Genomic DNA, 18,935 nt, shown 5'->3' with positions numbered 1-18,935 from the left:
AACACCACCCCCCACAACCACCACGACCACACCCACCTCCTCGACCTCATCGCCCGCCACGACACCGACGCCGCCGAAGCCCACTGGCGCACCCACATCGCCACCACACCCAGCCAGCCACCCAGCACCGTCATCGACCTGCTCGGCACACCGCCCGCCGCCCCGGGCCGCGGCCTCGAGGGCACCCGACCGGTGCCGATGCCGATGCCGATGCCCCGGAACTCCTCGGGCTGACCGCCCAGAAGGCCCGCGCTGACCGCCCGCGAGACTCGGGCCAACCGGTCAGGAGACTCCGGGCCGGCCAGGGGACTCCGGCCGGCCGGTCAGGAGACCGTCGTGCGCAGCCGGACGAGGTCGGCCAGCTCCGGCGACACCTCCGCCAGCAGCTCCCGGACCCGCGCCACAGCCGGGACGGCCAGCCCGTCGTAGATCTCGGCGAAGACCGTGCGGGCCTCGCGCCGCGGCCAGCGGCCGGGCAGCAGGTCGATCGGAAGATCCGGGTCGAGGCTCGGGAAGCGCCCCCAGGACTCCATCACCGCGGTGCGCGCGGCCAGTGCCTCCGCGCCGCGCACCTCGCCGTGGCGGACCCGTTCCAACAGGGGGGTGTAGGTGCGGACGAACTCCTCGTAGGTGCGCTGCAGCTCGGTGAGATCCCAGGCCGCCATCGGCGGGCGGGGGTCGCTGCGGCGTGCCTCCGACGTCGTGATCAGCACCGTCGACGCGATGACGCCCAACTCGGCGAACACCCGGCGGGCCGCCTCACCGGCAGACCGCGGGGTGACCCACATCCCGTCGTAGAGCGGAGCGAAGCCCAGCCAACGCAGCCGTGCGCGCACGGCGTGCCGCACGTCGCGCTGGTCCTCGGGGATGGAGAACGCCGCCACCGTCCAGCGCCCGTCCCACGGGTCGTGCCGCAGGCCGAAGGTGAAGATCCGGTTCGCCGACGCGAGGATCGCGGCCGAGGCCTCCGCTGTCAGCCCGTAGTAGGTGTTGCGGCCGATCCGGGACGACTCCAGCAGCCCGCGCCGCGACAGCCGGCTCAGCGCCGCCCGGGCACCGACCGTGCTGACGTCGAAATCCGCGAGCAGGCTGACCAGCACCACCGACGGGACGTGCTCCCGGCGGCCGGCCCAGTAATCGCCGAGCAGGGTGGTGAGCAGGTGCTGGGGCTGTGCGCCCACCTGGACCCTGGGCAGGTCGACGACGTCGGCCGTTGGAGGTGCCGGATTCGCTCCTTGGGCCCCGACCTGCGGCCGGCGGACGGTCGGGCGCCGGCCACGACCCGGATCACGGTCGCGACCTGCGAGCCGCGCGGGCGCTGTCACGCTCTCCGATTTTACGAGCCCCTACCGACATTCCACGCGATCGGTCCGGATCTCCTGTGGTCCGGGTGACGTCGGTCGGTCTCCCGACGGGCGACCTGTACGCTCGGCGACCATGAGCACTGGACGGGTGCGCGTACGGTTCGCGCCGTCGCCGACCGGCATCTTCCACGTGGGCGGGGCCCGGTCGGCGCTTTTCAACTGGCTGGTGGCCAAGGGCGCCGGCGGCGACTTCGTGCTCCGCGTCGAGGACACCGACGCCTCGCGGAACCGGCCGGAGTGGACCGAGGGCATCATCAGCGCGCTCGACTGGCTGGGCATCAGCCCCGGTGGCTACGAGGGCCCGGTGTTCCAGTCGGAGCGGGCAGGCCGGCACGCCGAGGCGGCCGCGGGCCTGTTCGCCGCCGGTCGCGCCTACTACTGCGGCTGCACCCGCGACGAACTCGCCGCCCGCACCGGCAACGCCCAGCACGGCTACGACGGCTTCTGCCGGGAGCGCGGGCTCGGCCCCGGCCCGGGGCGCGCGCTGCGGTTCCGCACCCCCGACAAGGGCACCACTGTAGTCCTCGATGTGATCCGCGGCACACCGGAGTTCCCGAACGACACCATCGAGGACTTCGTCATCGCCCGGGCGGACGGCTCGGCCGTCTTCCTCCTCGCAAACGTCGTGGACGATCTCGACATGGGCATCACCCACGTCGTGCGCGGCGAGGAGCACCTGTCCAACACTCCGAAGCAGCAGCTGCTGTGGGCGGCGCTCGGCACGCCGCCGCCGGTCTGGGCCCACGTCCCGGTGATCGTCAACGAGAAGCGCCAGAAGCTCTCGAAGCGGCGCGACAAGGTCGCGCTGGAGTCGTACCGCGCCGAGGGGTACCTCGCCGCCGCCATGCGCAACTACCTGATGCTCCTCGGCTGGGCTCCGCCCGGCGACGAGGAGATCGTCCCGTTCGAGACCATCGAGGCGTCGTTCCGGCTCGAGGACGTGAAGCCCTCTCCCGCGTTCTTCGACGAGAAGAAGCTGCGTGCCTTCAACGGCGAGTACATCCGTGCGCTGAGTGTGGACGGGTTCGTGGCGGCGTGCGAGCCGTGGCTCGTGCCCGCGGCCGACGTGCCCGCCGCGGTGGACGCGCCGGCCGCGGCGGGCTCGGGAGACGGAGCCGCGGGCGTGACCACGGCGGTGCCGGCCCCGCCGTGGTCACCGGAGCGCTTCTCCGCCGAGGTCTTCGCCACCGTCGCACCGCTGGCGCAGTCCCGGGTGGCGGTGCTGTCGGAGATCGTCCCGATGGTCGACTTCCTGTTCCTGCCCGAGGCGCCGACCGACGAGGCCGCCTGGGCGAAGACCATGAAGGGCCCGGCCCTCGACCTGCTCACCGAGGCGGCCGAGGCCTACGAGAAGGTCGCCTGGGACCACGACGTCCTGCGCGAGACGCTCATCGAGGTCGGGGAGCGGCACGGACTGAAGCTCGGGAAGGCCCAGGCGCCCGTCCGGGTGGCGGTCACCGGCCGGACGGTCGGCCTGCCGCTGTTCGAGTCGCTGGAGATCCTCGGCCGCGAGGAGACGCTGCGGCGGCTGCGCGCCGCGGTCGAGCGCCTCGGCACGGCGGCGAACCCGGCCTGAGCAAGCCCCGGGCCTGAGCCCGACAATCTGAGTGCACCGGCCTGACCGGCGCGGCCGGAGCGTGCGGCGTGCCCGTCCGGTGTCGTCGTGGGCCCGGGTCGTGGTTGGGACGGACCACGACCCGGGCCAGGAACCCGTCGGAGGGTGGGGGGTACCTCCGCCGGGTGGACCGGGGACCTTCGCGACAACACCGTCATCACAACACCGGCGCCATAAACGATGCTTAAGAACGGCTCAAGAGAGCCTTGGATCCGGAAGTGGTCACCCGCCGTGGGCCTTGCGGGCTGACATCGTGACCGACGCGACCTCCCGCGCGGGCGACATCGACCTTTAATGGAGTCGATGTCTACAGACCGCTACATCGAGCGCATCACGTCCCGCGAGGCGACGGTGAAGCGGCCCGCCACGATCCGCGAGGTCGCGGCGCTCGCCGGGGTCAGCGTGTCGACCGTCAGCAACGCGCTGGCCGGCCGGCGATCGGTCAGTGGAGCGTCCAGCGCCCGGGTTCGCGCCGCGGCCCACCGCCTCGGGTACCGGCAGGTCGACGCCGCGCGGCCGGTGCGGACGCCGACCCGGCACGCCATCGGCCTCGTCGTCCCGGACGTGAGCAACCCGTTCTTCGCCGAGATCGCGCACGGCGTCGAGACGGTGGCCCAGTCGTCCGGCTGGGCGGTGTTCCTCGGCAACACCGACCTCGACGACGCGCGCGAGGCCGACTACCTCGACCGCCTGGCCGGGGCGGCCGACGGGCTCCTGGTCTGCTCGGCGTCCGGGCAGACCGAGCAGCTGCAGCACCTGGTCGACAGCGGCGTCGCCGTGGTGGCCTGCGACGAGCGCCTGGAGCTGACCGGCGCCGGCGGGGTCTTCGCCGACGACGCCGCGGCCGGCCGGCTCGCCGCCGGGCACATCCTCGCCCGCGGCGCGCGCCGGATCGCGATGATCTGCGGGCCGGAGCACCTCACCACGGCCCGCGAGCGCCGCACCGGCTTCCGCGCAGAGCTGCAGGCGTCGGGACGCTCGCTTCCGCCGTGGCGCTCGATCGCCAGCCGGTACACGATCGAGGCGGGACGATGGGCGGCCGACCAGCTCCTCGCCGCCGATCCACAGATCGACGCGATCTTCTGCTCAAACGATCTGCAGGCCGTCGGCGCGGTGCGGGCGTTGCGGCACGCGGGCCGGCAGGTGCCCGGCGGTGTGCTGATCATCGGGATCGACGGGATCTCCTGGGGCGAACTCACCGAGCCGTCGCTGACGACGGTGGCGCGTCATCCCGAACGGCTGGGGGCCGAGGCCGCCCGGCTCCTCATCGAGATGGTCGGCGACGGCGCCCGGCCCCGCGAGATCGTGCTGCCGGTGGAACTGGTCGAGCGGGAGAGCACCCGCCGCGCCTAATGGCGATTCGGCCCCTCCCGACACGCGCGGATCAGCCGGTGGCGGACGCCGGCCGGCGGGGGCGCATCAGGCGGTGGGCGCAGCCGACGACGTATCGACGGAACTCCTCGTCGTCCAGCACCATCACCCGGGGGTCGGAGCCGGCGCCGCGTAACCCTGCCAGCAGCATGCCGGCCGCCACGACGGAACCCGGATCCGGATCGGGCCCGGCGAGCAACGCGACGAGGCGCTCCCCCAGCGTGGGGAACTCCGGGTACCGCTGCAGGATGGCCGTACAGGTCGGATCACCCTGCAGCAGCGCGTATAAGCGGCGGTTGGCGATGATGAGATCGGCCAGGCCGACGATCATCGTCTCGACCTGGGCGGCCCGGGAGCGCCGACTCTCGGCGAGCCGCACCAGCCCCATGAGCTGCTCGAGCGCCGGGCGCACCACCGCGAGGACGATCTCGTCCTTGCTCTTGTAGTGGTGGTAGACCGCCGCCTTGGTGACGCCCATCGCGTCCGCGATCATCTGGAGCGATGTGGCGCTCACACCACGCTCAGTGAACAGCTCCAGTGCGGTGGCCCGCAGGCGCTCCCGGCCGGCGCCCGGCCCAATCTGGCGTTCCGCCAGCTCGGCAGTCACGATCTCCGCCTCCCGTCCGGCCCCGGTCACCTCGCGCAGGGGGCCCTCATTGTGGCGCACCACACTCCCGCGGGGGACCGAGCGTACAGATCCGTGCGAACCACGCGCTGGACGTCCGTCCGGGCCGACCGCCCCGTACGGGGGGTACGGGGCACCGTCGAGCGGCGCCGAGGAGCCATCACCGGGGCCACAAACGAGGGTCTGGCCGGGCGTCCGCGTGAAACCCGCGACGCACGCGGGCGACCCCGCAAGGAGACGGACTCTTGGGCACCTACCTGTACCGGCTCGGCCAGGCCTCCCACCGGCACCGGCGGGTCGTCCTGGCGCTGTGGCTGGCGCTGCTCGGGCTGGCCGGCGCGGGCACCGCGACACTCCCCGGCGCGGGCACCGCGACACTCCCCGGCGCGGGCACCGCGACACTCCCCGGCGCGGGCACCGCGACCACACCCAGCACAGGCACCGCGGCCACATCCGGCGCGGGCACCGCGACCACATCCAGCGCGGGCACCGCGACGCCCGCCGGCACCGCAGCAGGGACTCTTGTCGCTGCGGGCTCGGAGTCGCAACGGGCGGCGGACCTGCTGCGGCGGCGGCTGCCGGGGACCGGTGCCGACACCGCGACGGCCCGGCTGGTCCTGACCCTCGACGCGGGCGACGGCGCCCGGGCCCGCCTCGACGACCCGGTCCACCGGCAAGCGATCGAGGACGTCCTCGCCACCCTCGGACAGGCGCCGCTCGTCGGGCGGGTGGGTGATCCCTTCGGCGGCAGCGGGCCCGGCGCCGACGGCGAGCCCGGCGCCCCCGGCGTCGGGTCCGTCGAAGGCGGGATCTCCAGCGACGGCCGGATGGCCTACACGCAGGTCACCTACACCGTCCGCGACACGCAGCTGACCGCCCGGGCGCGCGCGGCCCTGTTCGCCGCCGCGGGTCCGGCCCGCGCCGCCGGCATCGACGTCGAGTTCGGCGGGACGGCACTGGACGGAGTACCCGAGCGGAGCTACCTCGGCTCCGCTGAGCCGGCTGTCGCCGCGGGCATACTCGCGGCAGCTGTGCTCGCGGCGGTCCTGGGTGTCCTCATCGTGGCCTTCGGCTCGTCCGTCGCGGCCGCGCTGGCGCTGCTGACGGCGGTCGTCGGCGTGACGGTCGGCGGCTGTGCGGCCTGGGTCGTGACCAGCCGAACCGGAACCGGCCCGGCCACGCCGCTCCCGGTGCCGGTGCCGGTGCCGGTGGCGGTGCTCGGGCTCACCGTCGCGATCGGCGGCGCGCTGCTCGTCGTCACCCGGTACCGGAACGGGCTGGCGGAGGGCCGCCGGCGCGAGGAAGTGGCCGGGAACACGGTGGCCACCGCCGGGTCGGTCGTGGTCCTTTCGGGTCTGATGACGGCTGGCACGCTCACGGCGCTGTCGGTCGCCCGCGTCCCGGCGCTGACCACGATCGGCCTGGCGTCCGCCGGCATCATCATGATCGCCACTCTGGGCACGCTCACGCTGTTGCCGGCCGTCCTCGGATTCGCCGGAAGCAAAGTCACCGCACGGGCCACCGGCCGCGCCGGCCGCGGACGGGACGGCGGGGAGCGGTGGGGCCGGTTCGTCGTGCGGCGACGGATTCCGGCGCTCCTGCTCTCCCTCGCCGCCCTCGGCGCCGTCGCGGCGCCGGTGGCCGACCTGCGCCTGGGGCTGCCCGACAGCGGTGCGACCGCGTCCGAGGGCACCCAGCGCCGCGCCTACGACCAGCTCGCCGCGGGCTTCGGCGCCGGCTTCAACGGCCCGCTGCTGCTCGTGGTGGACGCGGCGGACAGCGCCGACCCCACCGCCGCCGCCGGCCGGGTACGGACGGCGGTCGCCGCGCTGGGCGCCGTCGCCCTGACCACCGAACCGCGGTTCGACCCCAGCGGCGACCTCGCGACCATGACCGTGATCCCCGTCAGCGGACCGGGCGATCCGGGCACGGCGGACCTCGTACGCCGCATCCGCGCCGAGGCCGGCGCGCTCGCCGTCACGACAGGCACCCGCGTCTGGGTCACCGGGCGGACGGCGATCGGCCTGGACGTCTCGTGGCGGCTCGCCCGGGTCCTGCCGCTCTACCTCACCCTGCTCGCCGCGCTGGCGATCGCGGTGCTCGCCATGGCCTCGCGCAGTGTCCTCGTGCCCCTGAAGGGCGTCCTGAGCGCCGGACTCAGCGCCGTGGCGGCCCTGGGTGCCATGGTCGCCGGGTTCCAGTGGGGATGGCTCGGCGGCTGCCTGGGGGTGGAACGGAGCGGGCCCGTGGCAGCCGTCCTGCCGATCGTCGTGATCGGGCTGCTGACCGCTCTGGCCACGAGCCACGAGCTGCACCTCGTGGCCCGGAGCCGGGCGGAGCTCCTCCGCACCGGCGACCCCGGCCAGGCCGTGGTGCGCGGCACCGCGGACGCCGCCCGGGCCGTCACGGCCAGCACGATCATCACGGTCGTCGCGTCAGGCGCGGTCGTGGCGGCCAGCACAGGCGTCATGGCCGGGGTCCTCGGGGCACTCGCCGCTCCGGCCGGCCCGATCACCGCGTCGATCGGTCTCGTGCTGGCGTTCGGTGTCACGGTGGACGCGTTCGTCGTCCGCCTGACGCTCGGGGCAGCGGTCATGTCCCTGCTCGGGCGGGCCGCCTGGTGGCTGCCGTGCCTGCCCGACCACCTGCCCGCGGCCGCCTCGCCCGGCCCGGCGGCGTCCCCTCCCCTGCCCGCCGAGGTGCCCACGCCCGCATCGACGCCCGTGCCCGCCTCGATGCCCGCGTCCGCAGCGGTGGCGACGCCTGCTGTGGCGCCCGCGTTGGCTTCGGTACCAGGGCCCGCCGAGGTGCCCACGCCGGTTTCGGCTGAGGCCGGCACGGGTGCCGGGGCCGGGGCGTCAGTCTGAGCCGGGTGCCGGGTCCGGACCGGGTGCCGTGGCCGGACGCGGGGTGAAACCACGCAGGCGCAGGCTGTTGCCGACGACGAACAGCGAGCTGGCCGCCATCGCCGCCCCGGCGAGCATCGGGTTGAGCAGGCCGGCCGCGGCCAGCGGCAGCGCGGCGGCGTTGTAGGCGAAGGCCCAGAACAGGTTGCCCTGGATGGTGGCGAGTGTCCGCCGGGCCAGGCGGATCGCGTCCACGGCCGCGAGCAGATCGGCCCGGACGAGAGTCAGGTCACCGGCCTCGATCGCGACGTCCGTGCCGGTTCCCATCACCAGACCGAGGTCCGCCTGGGCCAGCGCGGCGGCGTCGTTCACCCCGTCACCGACCATCGCCACCACCCGGTTGCCGGCCTGCAGCCGGCGCACGACCTCGGTCTTCTCCGCTGGCAGGACTTCGGCGACCACGTCCTCCGGGGCGATCCCCACCTCCGCCGCGACGGTGGCCGCGACGGAGGCGTTGTCGCCGGTCAGCAGAATCGGGCGCAGGCCCAGTCCCCGCAGCTCGCGGATCGCGGCGGCCGAGGTCGGCCGGACCGCGTCGGCGATGGTGAGCACGCCGCGGGCGCGCCCGTCCCAGGAGACCGCGACGGCGGTGCGGCCGGCGGCCTCGGCCGTGCGGGCGATCTCCGCGAGGTCCGTGGGCAGCGGCTGCGAGCACCCCGTCAGCAGCCTCGGACGGCCGACCAGCACGGCGCGGCCGGCGACCAGTCCGCGCACCCCGAGGCCCTCCTTGGTGGCGAACTCGGTGACGCCGGGCAGCTCCGCGGACGACCGCTCCGCTGCCGCGGCGGCGGCCCGGCTGATCGCGCGGCCCACCGGGTGCTCGGAGGCGTTTTCCAGGGCACCCGCGAGCCGCAGCACCTCGTCCCGGTCCTCGCCGGCGGCGGTGGCGACGTCCAGGAGGGTCATCTCGCCGGTCGTCACCGTGCCGGTCTTGTCCAGGACGATCGTGTCGACCCGGCGGGTCGACTCCAGCACCTCGGGTCCGCGGATGAGCAGGCCGAGCTGGGCGCCGCGTCCCGTGCCGACCAGCAGGGCGGTCGGCGTGGCGAGGCCGAGCGCGCACGGGCACGCGATGATCAGCACCGCGACGGCCGCGGTGAACGCGGCGGCCAGGCCGTCCCCCCGGCCCGCCCAGTAGCCGAAGGTGAGTGCCGAGAGCGCGAGCACGACCGGCACGAAGACGGCCGCGATCCGGTCGGCGAGCCGCTGCACCGGCGCCTTGCCGCTCTGTGCCTCCTCGACGAGACGTCCGATCCTCGCGAGCTGGGTGTCCGCGCCGACCCGCGTGGCGCGGACGACGAGCCGGCCCCCCGCGTTCAGGGTGGCACCGGTGACGTCGTCGCCGGGACGGACCTCCACCGGGACGGACTCTCCGGTGAGCATCGACGCGTCGACGGCTGACGCGCCCGCTACGACCACCCCGTCCGTGGCGATTTTCTCCCCCGGACGGACGACGAAGAGGTCACCGACGCCGAGCTGATCGACCTCGACTCGTTCCTCCCTGCCGTCGCGGAGAACGGCGACGTCACGCGCCCCCATGGCGAGCAGCGCGCGTAGCGCGGAGCCGGCGCTGCGCCTGGCTCTGGCCTCCAGGTACCGGCCGGTGAGGATGAACGCGGTGACGCCGGCCGCCACCTCCAGGTAGATGCTGTCCGCCCCGGCACCGCGAGTGACGGTGACACTGAAGTCGTGGGTCATCCCGGGCTCGCCGGCGTCGCCGACGAACAGCGCGTACAGCGACCATCCGAAGGCGGCGAGGGTGCCGATCGAGACGAGCGTGTCCATCGTCGTCGCGCCGTGGCGCAGGTTCGTCCACGCCGCCCGGTGGATCGGCCAGCCGCCCCACACTACGACGGGCGCGGCGAGCGTCAGCGACAGCCACTGCCAGGAGTCGAACTGCAGGGCCGGCACCATCGCCAGGAGCACCACCGGGACGGTCAACCCGACGACCACACGCAGCCGGTCGCGCAGGGCGCGCACCCGGCCGTCGGCGGGGAGACTCTCGTCAGCCGCGCTACCGCCGGCAGTACTGCCGGCGGCGACGCCGTCCGCGGCGGTGCTGTCCACGGCGGTGCTGTCGTCGGCCCGGTCTCCGGTGGCGTGGTCCGAGGCGGGGCGGTTCGCCGCGTCACGGGCGCCGGTTCGCGCGGCCGGTCGGGACGGCGCGGGCGGCGGGATCGTCGCCGTGTAGCCGGCGGCCTCCACCTGGGCTACCAGCCGATCGGCCGGCAGGCCGGCCGGGAAGCTGACCTTGGCCTTCTCCGTGGCGTAGTTGACCGTGGCGGTGACGCCGTCCAGCTTGTTCAGCTTCCGCTCGACACGAGCCGCGCAGGATGCGCAGGTCATCCCGCCTATCACCAGATCCACCTGGCGCCGGTCGGTGGCCGGTGGGCTCATCGGTTCTCCCAAGGGGACGCGGGTGCGCGGGCAGGGTCAGTGCGTGTGCGCGGAGGTGGGCGTCCGCGTCGGCGTGGGTGTGGGCGCGGCCCCGTCCACCGGGACCGTCATGGTGAACTCCGCGGTTCGCACCTGTCCGGCGTGCTTGAAGTCCAGGAAGAGGCGGTAGGCGCCGGCCGACGGGAACTCGGTCATGAACGACAGCGCGGGATCGCCGCTCCCGGGACTGGCCGTGGGATCGCTCATGCCGCCGTCGAGACCTCCGGGCGTCGCCACGGCGCCGCCGGTGGAGCCCCCGCTCTCTCCCGGGTGGACGTGCAGGTAGGCGAGATCACCCTGCCGGATCACCACCAGATGACCGAGCGAGCCCAGGTACGGCTCGAGATCGGTGACCGGCCGTCCGGCGCGGGTGACCGAGAAGACGAGGTCGCTCATCCCGTCGGGGCTGGCCCGCCCGTCGAGCGTCACGGTGTACCCACCCGCCACTGTCGCGGTGCGCGACGGCGCCGGCAGCGTGGCGGGGCGCAGGTCGCCGCCCACGGTGAGGTCCGTGCCGAGCGTGATCGTGGACGCGGCCGGCGAGCTACCCGAGATCCCGAAGATCTCGGAATTCCCGGAGATCTCCGACATGCCGGAGATCTCGAAGGTGCCGGGCGTGACCGGAGCGACCGGGACTCCCGGAACGCTCGCCCCGTCCGCCACGCGGCCGGCCGCGGTGCCACCGGTACCGGTGTCGGCGCCGGTACCCGTGCCGCCGCCGGTGCCAGTACCGCTGTCGGTGCCGCCCGGCGTGGACGTCGGAGCGAAGTCGGCGAACACGCGGTAGACGCCGGGCGCGGACAGTCGGAGCGGGACGCTCCACGTGCCGGCGGCGTCACGGGTGGGGTGCAGGTGCTGGTAGCCGGTGAGGTCACGCCGCACGACGATCAGATGCAGGTCTGCGTCGTGTACCCGGGTGAAGGCGGTGAGCGGGCGGCCGTCCGGGCCGAGGACACGGAAGGTGTAGGGCTGCGAGCGGCCGGCGGGCCAGGTGAGCGTGTCGGGCGCGAGCGTGTAGCCGCCCGCGGAGATCGCGAGCCCGGCCGCGGTGGGATCACCGCTGGTCACGCCCGGCGCGCCGCCCGGCACGGCGGAGGCCTCGTGGCCACGGGCGCCGGTCTCGGCCGCACCGTTGGACTCCTCGGACGGCCCGATCGTCGTCCCGACCACATAGGAGACACCGAAGAGCACGGCCAACGCGAGACCGAAGCCGCCGATGCGGGTCAATGCGTTCATCGTCCGTCCCTTCGCCCCGGCTGGTATAAGACTCACCCAGACGTTACATACCCCTAGGGGGTATACGTCAACGCCTCGCGCGGGTCGGTGGCGCTGCTCTCACACCTTCGGACAGCGCCGCGACACCGCGGCCGCCGCATGCGCGCACCTGCGCGAGGTCACCCGGGACCAAGACGCCGAACGCCCCGACCAGCGCAAAAAGGGAACCGGCGTGTCCGGCTCGCTACTAACGCAGGACGGTCGGCCGCCGGAGAACCACAATGGGTAGGTCGGACGTTCCGGGCAGTACTGCTCGGAGAAAGGAGGGTGTTCCTTTGCTTGAGGATTCCCGGCCTTTTCCGCCGGGCAGCCTGCCAGCGCGGCTGAACCCGGCGCTGCGCCAGCAGCTTCTCTCCCTGGGAGGAGTGCGCCACTACCTGCACGGCGAGATGCTGATGCGGGAGGCCGAGCCGTACGGCGAGGTGATCCTGATCCTCGACGGCTTCGTCAAGATCACCGCGAACGGAGAGGAGAACCGGCTCGCCTTCCTCGTCATCCGGTCCCGGGGCGACATCCTGGGCGAGATCAGCGCCATGGACCAGGACACCCACACCGGAACCGCCACCGCCGCCGGGCCGGTCGCCGGCCGGGTGATGAGCGCGACAGCCTTCCGCTCGTTCCTCGAGCAGAATCCCCCGGCCGCCTTCGCGGTCGCCGAGACCGTCGCGAACAAGCTGCGCAACTCGATCCGGCGCCGGGTCGAGCACGTCGACGGCTCGGTCCGGGGCCGGCTCGCCCGCATTCTCATCGAGCTGGCGACGCTGTGGGGGCGGGCCTCCGACCGCGGTGTCCAGCTCGCCGTGGGCCTGAGCCAGCCCGAGCTCGCCGCCCTGGTCGCCGCGGACGAACGCTCGGTCAACCGTGCGCTCGCCGAGCTGCGAAACATGAAGGTCGTCGACGTCGGCTACCGCCGCGTCATCGTCCTGGACCTGGAGGGCCTGGAACGGGTGGCATTCGGCCGCCAGGATCGACCCGACGGGGCCAGCAGCCCGAGCTGACGAGGAAGGCCGCCTGTGCCAACGCTGATATCTTGATGGCCCCAGACGTGACGCCGGTGGGAGACGCCATGGCGGTCCAGGTTCCGCGGGCGCCCCAGCGCAGCGCGCGGGCGTCCGAGATCGTCGCGGAGTCCATTCGCGTCCAGGTCGCCAGAGGGGAACTTCGGCCGGGTGATCGTTTCCCGACCGAAGACGAGCTCATGGAGATCTTCGGCATCGCCCGCACGACGCTGCGCGAGGCGCTGCGCATCCTGGAGGCCGAGGGCCTGGTCACCGTCCTGCGCGGGCGGCACGGCGGGCCGCGGGTCACCAGTCCGACCGTCGACCACGTCGCCAAGGCCTTCGCCCTGCTCCTGCAGCTCGAGGGCGTGACGATGAGCGACATCCACCAGGCGCGGGAGCTCGTCGAGCCGACCCTGGCCCACACCCTCGCCCAGACCAGAACCCCGCAGATGCTCACCGAGCTGCGCGCGGCCGTCGAGGCCGCCGAGGCGGCGGCCGACGCCGACGACGGCCCCGCCTTCCTCGACGCCGCCGCGGCCCTGCACGCGACGATCGCCGAGCACGGAGGCAACCGGTCGCTGGGCATCTTCGCGCAACTGCTCCACGAGGTGGCCGTCCGCTGCCACGAGGCGTCCGGGCGGGTGGCCACCGCCGAGGACCGCAGGCGCGCCGTCCGCTACTACCGCCGGCTCTACAAGCTCGTCGAGGCCGGCGACGCGGCGGGCGCCCGGGAGCACTGGCGGTCCCGGGTGGCCCACGCGGGCGAGGCGGGCCCGACGACCGGCAAGGAGGGGGACGAGCCGGTGGACGTGTTCGCCCGCCCGACCGAGCTCTCCGGGCCGGGCGAACGGACGGCTGCCGTGCGCCGCCGCTGACCCGTCCAGCGAGACCTCCCGGCGGGGCCGCAGTCGAGGGGGTAACCGGGGTTTGCCAGGCTTGAGGGCATGGATCTGCGGATATTCGTCGAGCCCCAGCAGGGCGCCTCCTACGCGCGCCAGCTAGCCATGGCCAAAGCGGCCGAGGAAGGCGGATTCGACGCCTTCTTCCGCTCCGACCACTACCTGCGGATGGGGCCGGGCAGCCCGCTGCCGGGCCCGACCGACTCCTGGGTCACGCTGGCCGGCATCGCCCGCGAGACGTCCACGATTCGCCTGGGCACCCTGGTGACGAGCGCGACCTTCCGGCTGCCCGGGCCGCTCGCCATCGCCGTCGCCCAGGTCGACGAGATGAGCGGCGGGCGAGTTGAGCTCGGTCTCGGCGCCGGCTGGTTCACCGCGGAGCACTCCGCCTACGGGATCCCGTTCCCACCGGTCGGCGAACGGTTCGAGCGGCTGACCGAACAGCTCGCGATCATCGAGGGACTGTGGCGTACCCCGGCGGGCGAGACGTTCTCCCACCAGGGCAGCCACTACATCCTGACCGACAGCCCGGCGCTGCCCAAGCCCGTCCAGCGCCCGCATCCGCCGATCATCATCGGCGGTCACGGGCCGCGGCGCACGCCGGCGCTTGCCGCGCGCCACGCCGCCGAGTTCAACCTCGCGTTCGCCCCGCCGGCACAGGTGTCAGCGCAGTTCGGGCTGGTCCGCAAGGCCGCCGCCGCGATCGACCGGGATCCGGATGATCTCGTCTACTCGGTGGCACTCGTGGTGTGCTGCGGCCGGGACGACGCCGAGCTCAAGCACCGCGCCGAGCGGATCGGGCGTGACCTCGACGAGCTGCGTGAGAACGGCCTGGCCGGTACCCCGGCCGAGGTGATCGAGAAGCTCGCCGTCTACGGCCCGGACGGCGCCGGAGCGAGCCGGGTGTACCTGCAGGTCCTCGACCTGGACGACCTCGACCACGTGGCGTTGCTCGCCGCCGAGGTCCTCCCCCGGGTCTGACCCGGGTCAGACCCGGGTCAGACCCGGGCTACGCGCCGGTCCGGCCCGTCGCCTCGGTGGCGAGCTCGCTCGCGAACCACTCGATGGTCCGGACCAGCCCGTCGCGCACGTCGACGACCGGCTCCCAGCCGAGTTGCTGACGGGCGAGGGTGATGTCCGGCCGGCGGACCATCGGGTCGTCGCCGGGCCGCGGCACGAACGTGATCGGCGCGTCGGAGCCGATCAGCTCGACCACCAGGCGCGCGGTGTCGATGATCGTCATCTCGTGCGGGTTGCCGAGGTTCACCGGGCCGGGCAGGCCGCTGCGCAGCATCCGCACGATGCCCTCGACGAGATCGTCCACATAGCAGACCGAGCGGGTCTGCATCCCGTCGCCGGCGACGGTCACCGGCTCACCGCGCAGGGCCTGGGAGACGAACGCGGGAATCGCCCGGCCGTCGTCGGTGCGCATCCGCGGCCCGTAGGTGTTGAAGATCCGGATGATCGCCGTGTCGAGCCCGTGCCGGTTGCGGTAGGCGGTGGTCAGCGCCTCGGCGAAACGCTTGGCCTCGTCGTACATGCTGCGCGGGCCGATCGGGTTGACGTGCCCCCAGTACGACTCCTCCTGCGGGTGCACCAGCGGGTCCCCGTAGACCTCGGAGGTCGACGCCAGCAGGAAGCGGGCGCCCTTTGCCCGGGCGAGGTCGAGCGTGTTGAGCGTGCCGTGCGCGCCTGCCTTCAAGGTCTCAATCGGATACCGGGCGTAGTCGAGAGGCGACGCCGGTGACGCGAACTCCAGGACGGCGTCGACCGTCCCGGCCACCTCGACCCGCTCGGCGACGTCCTGCTCGAGGAGCTCGAATCCTGGCCGGTCGAGTAGATGCTCGACGTTGCCCTTCCGCCCGGTGAGAAAGTTGTCGATGCACACAACCTCCTCACCATCCAGGAGCAGCCGATCACAGAGATGGCTCCCCAGGAAGCCCGCGCCTCCCGCGACGACGACACGCATAACCGAAAAACCCCCAGCACTGGCAGCTCAACGAATACCGACGAAAGAACACCCACCACCGATGTCGGCGGTGGCCTATCCCCGCTGCCTCTCGGGCCGGCGGACCTCATGGCGCGCGATCGCCTTGAGGTAGACCTCCTCGCGGCGCTCGGCGATGCGCGCCGGATCCAGCTCAGCGGTGCCCATCCGACCGCGCAGGCCGACGACGGCCGCGTGGTCCTGGTCAGTCAGGAACGGCTCGAGAGCGTCCGCCATCGCGTCCGGGTCCTCCGGCGGCACGACGGCGCCGCCCTTCCAGCGGTCGACCCAGGTCGAGACGCCGGTCGTCGCCGTGGCGACCACCGGGCGAGCGGCGGCCATCCCCTCAAGGCCCGCGATAGAGAAGCTCTCGAACCGGCTCGGCACGACGACCGCCCGGCCCTCACCGTAGAGCACCGGAAGCTCCGTGCGGGAGACATGCCCCTCGAACCGGATCGGAACGCCCAGATCAGCGGCCTTCCGCTCGAGCCATGCCCCGGTCTCGACGCCTTCGATCCGACCGGACGACTGCCCGACGAAGATCAGCTTGGCCTCGACTCCCCGCGCCAGTAGCCGGGACGCGGCCTCGACGAGCACGTCCAGCCCTTTGCGCCACTCCAGCCGGCCGACCACGACCAGGTTCGGTCCGGTGTGCTCTGCCGTGGGGACGCTCGCGAACGGCACGTTGTCGAACGGGTACGGGATTACGTCGACGTCGGTGTCCGGTCGCAGCCAGTCGAGCTCGTACAGCGTGTCGACGAGGAGCTGGGACGGGGAAGTCCGCGCGTCCGCTCGCAGCGCCGAGAAGCGGTCGATGCGGTCGGCCAGCTCCCCCTTGCGGCTCAGTTCGGGATCCCGCAGACGGACGTCCATCATCGTCGGAGTGTGCAGGTGGATCACCAGCGGCGTACGCCGACCGAGAGCCGTGAACAGGCCCCGTGTCTCGCCGTCCTGTGTCTCGATGACGTCCGGGTTGATCCCGCTCCGCCGAAGCCAGAAGCCGTACGACACCGCCAGTGAGGCCCGCAGCGACAAGGAGTCACGCGGATGATCCCGGCCGTTGATCAGCTTCGCGGCCGGCCCCAGGTATCGAGTGACAGGCGCACGCAACAGCGGGCGGCGGTGAACGTGAACGCCGTCGAACACGTCGTCGCGGATACGGCGGCCCTGAGTGCACAGCACATGAACCTCATGGCCGCGCCGAACCAGTGCGTGAGCGATGTCATGCGTGTAGACGCCAGCGCCATCCCAGATGATCGGTGGGTACTGCTCGCATAGGAAAGCGATCCGCATGCACAACTCCAGGCGACCAGCAGGCCAGGTAACTCCGGGCGGCCCATAGTAGTACCGACGCCCCGCCTACCAGCAGTCCGCCCGCCACAACCACCTAATGCGGCCACGACATGCGGCCGCGATAGACACAACAGCACCCTCACGTGAGGGGAATTTACCTCTACATGGCTGTAGAACTTTGCCTGGGCGTTCCAGGGAATTCCCCGCCGACATTCCGGCGAGGACGGCGGATCACCCTTACAGACACAGGGAGAACCGAACCTGATTCCTGCCGCAACCACCCTGAACCGATCACTCACCGACCGCTCCGAACAGCTGCCCGACCGTGGCCCGGGGACGGTTCCCGGACCCCACTAAGCGCCCCAGCCGGGCCCCGTTCGACGCGCGGGTCCGACACTGCATGACCTGACACAGTCGGCGCCGACCGATCCGCCGCACGCGAGCGGAACGCGATGCGGATACGAATACGGGCGTGACCGGAGCCAGGGCCAGAACCCGGACCGGCGACGCGGCCATGCCCACGGCCACCGCCCAGACACAGCCACCGCCACCGCCACCGCCCAGGCACTGCACACGGACCCGGCCACGGGCGGCCCGCTCACGGCTCCAGAGGCCTACCTAGCCCGCCCCGAGTACACGGCAAACCGCCAGGTCTTGACCGCGCAGTCGACGGAACCGAAGCCCGCCTGCCGCAGCCACCCGAGTTGGTCGTCGAGCGGAGCGCACCGATCGTGGGCCATGCGCGCGAGCGCCCCCGCCCATTCCTCGTCGTCCGAACCCGCGCCACGGGCCCATCGCTCGTGCATCCGCTCGTACCTCTGGGTGGTCTCCTCATCAGGCCCAACAATCTGTTCCAGATTCACGAACAGACCACCGGGAACAAGTACCGAACGGACGCGCCGGAACAGGTTCCGCTTGGCCTCGTCGTCCAGATGGTGGATCGCCAGCGCCGAGACGGCCGCGGCGAAGGGACCCACCGGCAGCGGGTCGGTGAGGTCGGCGACCGTCACACCCACCACATGAGCCCGGAGCCGAGACACCGCGCGGTCGATCATCGGACCCGACCCGTCCATCAGATGCAGCCTGGCACCGGGCACGACCCCGATCACCGCCGCAGACAACAGGCCGGTTCCCGCGCCCAGATCCAGCACCACCGGTTGCGCCCCACCCAGTTCAGCCACCAGATCCCCGACCGCGCCGTAGAGCAGATCGAAGAACGGAACCAGCCGGCGACGCTGCGCGTCGTAGGCCTCCGGATCCCAGATCATCTCACCATATGAGATTATAGTCTCACCCATTGGACCAGTGTAGGTCAGAACAGGCGAACGACGCAGCACTCGGAGCAGGTCGAAAGCCCGACGACCTCGGGCCGATCGACGCCGTGCTACTCACTCACGACCACCGCGGCGACAACCTCGACGATGCGGACCACACCTGTTGGCACACACCAAAACCGTCATCGCCACGTTCCCGGCGCGAGACGCGTCGGGGGCTGCGCTTGGGGAGTTGCCCCCTGGACCACGACGGTTCTCACCGAACTGGAGCCCGGCACCCTGGCGTCCGAGACCGATGTGGCGTCTACCACCCCGGGCCGATCTCCCATTGAGGTCACCGCAATACCGTGCCGCCATGGACCGCCACTGATCCGCCCAGTCGTCGGCCATGTCATCGGCTTCGTGCTGCGCCGGGCCGGCCAGAAACACGGGGTGCTGTGGATTTCAGGGGAGGCCTTCCTCTACCGCGCCGTACGCGAGGTCGGCGATGGTTGACGGTCGACACCGCTTTCCTCCATCTGGGCGGAGTCCGGTTCCCGCTCACCGGCCCCGTCCGATACACCACGACCGGACACAATGTGGTCGCCTCTGCGGTCAGACGCGCCCCCGCGTCACGATCCCGGTTCACGACGAGGACTGGATGCACTTCCGACAGGGACAAGAATCCATCGAGTGTGACGTCGCCCGTACACCCGACGATGTACGCAAAGCTTTCCGATGGGCGCCCATCGGCGAACCAGCTAAGGTCGACTCCGACTATCTTCGTAGGGTAGGCGACTGGCGCGGTGGCATCTCGCTTTAGGCACAAGGTCCGGTACCTTTGTCCGCGTGGTTTCCCCCGCGTTTTTCATCCCGACCGTCCATGGCATGCTCCGTTTCCAGCCGCCCC

The 18,935-nt window shown here is 72.5% G+C and carries 13 protein-coding genes and 1 pseudogene; 7 read left to right on the top strand and 7 right to left on the bottom strand.

Annotated features, from left to right (window positions below; all coding sequences use genetic code 11):
• A pseudogene (locus FMEAI12_RS23290) lies at positions 1–234 on the top strand (FadR family transcriptional regulator); the annotation flags it as partial.
• 89 nt (positions 235–323) lie between these two features.
• Here FMEAI12_RS23290 and FMEAI12_RS23285 read toward each other — a convergent pair.
• The gene (locus FMEAI12_RS23285; RefSeq protein WP_112107838.1) at positions 324–1,181 is read right to left on the bottom strand and encodes a PaaX family transcriptional regulator C-terminal domain-containing protein; all 858 of its coding nucleotides are present in this window, start codon (positions 1,179–1,181) and stop codon (positions 324–326) included.
• Between the two features lie 256 nt (positions 1,182–1,437).
• Between FMEAI12_RS23285 and gltX the strand changes: the two genes are divergently transcribed.
• Complete coding sequence (gltX, locus tag FMEAI12_RS23280) at positions 1,438–2,940, top strand: glutamate--tRNA ligase (protein WP_112107837.1); 1,503 nt, start codon at positions 1,438–1,440, stop codon at positions 2,938–2,940.
• Between the two features lie 342 nt (positions 2,941–3,282).
• A complete protein-coding gene (locus tag FMEAI12_RS23275; RefSeq protein ID WP_235014354.1) occupies positions 3,283–4,332 on the top strand; it encodes a LacI family DNA-binding transcriptional regulator in 1,050 nt (349 codons plus the stop codon).
• A 31-nt stretch (positions 4,333–4,363) separates the two neighbouring features.
• Here the strand turns inward: FMEAI12_RS23275 and FMEAI12_RS23270 are convergent, their stop codons facing one another.
• Positions 4,364–4,957, bottom strand: coding sequence for a TetR/AcrR family transcriptional regulator (locus FMEAI12_RS23270; RefSeq protein WP_112107841.1), 594 nt, complete (start codon positions 4,955–4,957; stop codon positions 4,364–4,366).
• 263 nt (positions 4,958–5,220) lie between these two features.
• On the opposite strand from FMEAI12_RS23270, the gene FMEAI12_RS23265 reads away from it, so the two are divergent.
• The gene (locus tag FMEAI12_RS23265; protein WP_112107835.1) at positions 5,221–7,842 is read left to right on the top strand and encodes an MMPL family transporter; all 2,622 of its coding nucleotides are present in this window, start codon (positions 5,221–5,223) and stop codon (positions 7,840–7,842) included.
• Here the strand turns inward: FMEAI12_RS23265 and FMEAI12_RS23260 are convergent.
• Positions 7,834–10,278, bottom strand: coding sequence for a cation-translocating P-type ATPase (locus tag FMEAI12_RS23260; RefSeq protein ID WP_112107840.1), 2,445 nt, complete (start codon positions 10,276–10,278; stop codon positions 7,834–7,836). The two genes, FMEAI12_RS23265 and FMEAI12_RS23260, sit on opposite strands and share 9 nt — an antisense overlap.
• Positions 10,279–10,314: 36 nt before the next feature.
• Positions 10,315–11,553 (bottom strand): hypothetical protein, encoded by a 1,239-nt coding sequence (locus FMEAI12_RS23255; RefSeq protein WP_112107834.1) that lies wholly within the window; start codon positions 11,551–11,553, stop codon positions 10,315–10,317.
• Between the two features lie 314 nt (positions 11,554–11,867).
• On the opposite strand from FMEAI12_RS23255, the gene FMEAI12_RS23250 reads away from it, so the two are divergent.
• The 3 genes from FMEAI12_RS23250 to FMEAI12_RS23240 all read left to right on the top strand — a co-directional run bounded on the left by FMEAI12_RS23250 (position 11,868) and on the right by FMEAI12_RS23240 (position 14,473).
• Positions 11,868–12,590 carry a Crp/Fnr family transcriptional regulator gene (locus tag FMEAI12_RS23250; RefSeq protein ID WP_041253853.1) on the top strand — a complete coding sequence of 241 codons (723 nt, stop codon included), beginning with the start codon at positions 11,868–11,870 and terminating at the stop codon, positions 12,588–12,590.
• Positions 12,591–12,637: 47 nt separating this feature from the next.
• Complete coding sequence (locus FMEAI12_RS23245) at positions 12,638–13,468, top strand: FCD domain-containing protein (RefSeq protein ID WP_235014349.1); 831 nt, start codon at positions 12,638–12,640, stop codon at positions 13,466–13,468.
• A gap of 69 nt (positions 13,469–13,537) precedes the next feature.
• The gene (locus FMEAI12_RS23240) at positions 13,538–14,473 is read left to right on the top strand and encodes an LLM class F420-dependent oxidoreductase (RefSeq protein ID WP_112107832.1); all 936 of its coding nucleotides are present in this window, start codon (positions 13,538–13,540) and stop codon (positions 14,471–14,473) included.
• Positions 14,474–14,501: 28 nt separating this feature from the next.
• Here FMEAI12_RS23240 and FMEAI12_RS23235 read toward each other — a convergent pair whose 3' ends face one another.
• The 3 genes from FMEAI12_RS23235 to FMEAI12_RS23225 all read right to left on the bottom strand — a co-directional run bounded on the left by FMEAI12_RS23235 (position 14,502) and on the right by FMEAI12_RS23225 (position 18,070).
• On the bottom strand, positions 14,502–15,461 hold the full coding sequence (locus FMEAI12_RS23235; RefSeq protein WP_112107831.1) for a UDP-glucuronic acid decarboxylase family protein: 960 nt from the start codon (positions 15,459–15,461) through the stop codon (positions 14,502–14,504).
• A gap of 75 nt (positions 15,462–15,536) precedes the next feature.
• Positions 15,537–16,772, bottom strand: coding sequence for a glycosyltransferase family 4 protein (locus tag FMEAI12_RS23230; RefSeq protein ID WP_112107830.1), 1,236 nt, complete (start codon positions 16,770–16,772; stop codon positions 15,537–15,539).
• Positions 16,773–17,386: 614 nt separating this feature from the next.
• Complete coding sequence (locus FMEAI12_RS23225; RefSeq protein WP_112107829.1) at positions 17,387–18,070, bottom strand: class I SAM-dependent methyltransferase; 684 nt, start codon at positions 18,068–18,070, stop codon at positions 17,387–17,389.
• Positions 18,071–18,935: the final 865 nt, after the last annotated feature.

Source organism: Parafrankia sp. Ea1.12, assembly GCF_900465275.1.
GTDB lineage: Bacteria > Actinomycetota > Actinomycetes > Frankiales > Frankiaceae > Parafrankia > Parafrankia soli.
The sequence above is the reverse complement of the archived record's forward strand: the minus strand, read 5'-3'. Positions and strand labels throughout refer to the sequence as shown.

Excerpts from the sequence above, each read along its gene's own strand:
- gltX (WP_112107837.1), top strand. The coding sequence starts at position 1,438 with ATGAGCACTGGACGGGTGCGCGTACGGTTCGCGCCGTCGCCGACCGGC.
- FMEAI12_RS23230 (WP_112107830.1), bottom strand. The coding sequence starts at position 16,772 with ATGCGGATCGCTTTCCTATGCGAGCAGTACCCACCGATCATCTGGGAT.
- FMEAI12_RS23235 (WP_112107831.1), bottom strand. The coding sequence starts at position 15,461 with ATGCGTGTCGTCGTCGCGGGAGGCGCGGGCTTCCTGGGGAGCCATCTC.
- FMEAI12_RS23260 (WP_112107840.1), bottom strand. The coding sequence starts at position 10,278 with ATGAGCCCACCGGCCACCGACCGGCGCCAGGTGGATCTGGTGATAGGC.
- FMEAI12_RS23240 (WP_112107832.1), top strand. The coding sequence starts at position 13,538 with ATGGATCTGCGGATATTCGTCGAGCCCCAGCAGGGCGCCTCCTACGCG.
- FMEAI12_RS23225 (WP_112107829.1), bottom strand. The coding sequence starts at position 18,070 with ATGGGTGAGACTATAATCTCATATGGTGAGATGATCTGGGATCCGGAG.
- FMEAI12_RS23255 (WP_112107834.1), bottom strand. The coding sequence starts at position 11,553 with ATGAACGCATTGACCCGCATCGGCGGCTTCGGTCTCGCGTTGGCCGTG.
- FMEAI12_RS23275 (WP_235014354.1), top strand. The coding sequence starts at position 3,283 with ATGTCTACAGACCGCTACATCGAGCGCATCACGTCCCGCGAGGCGACG.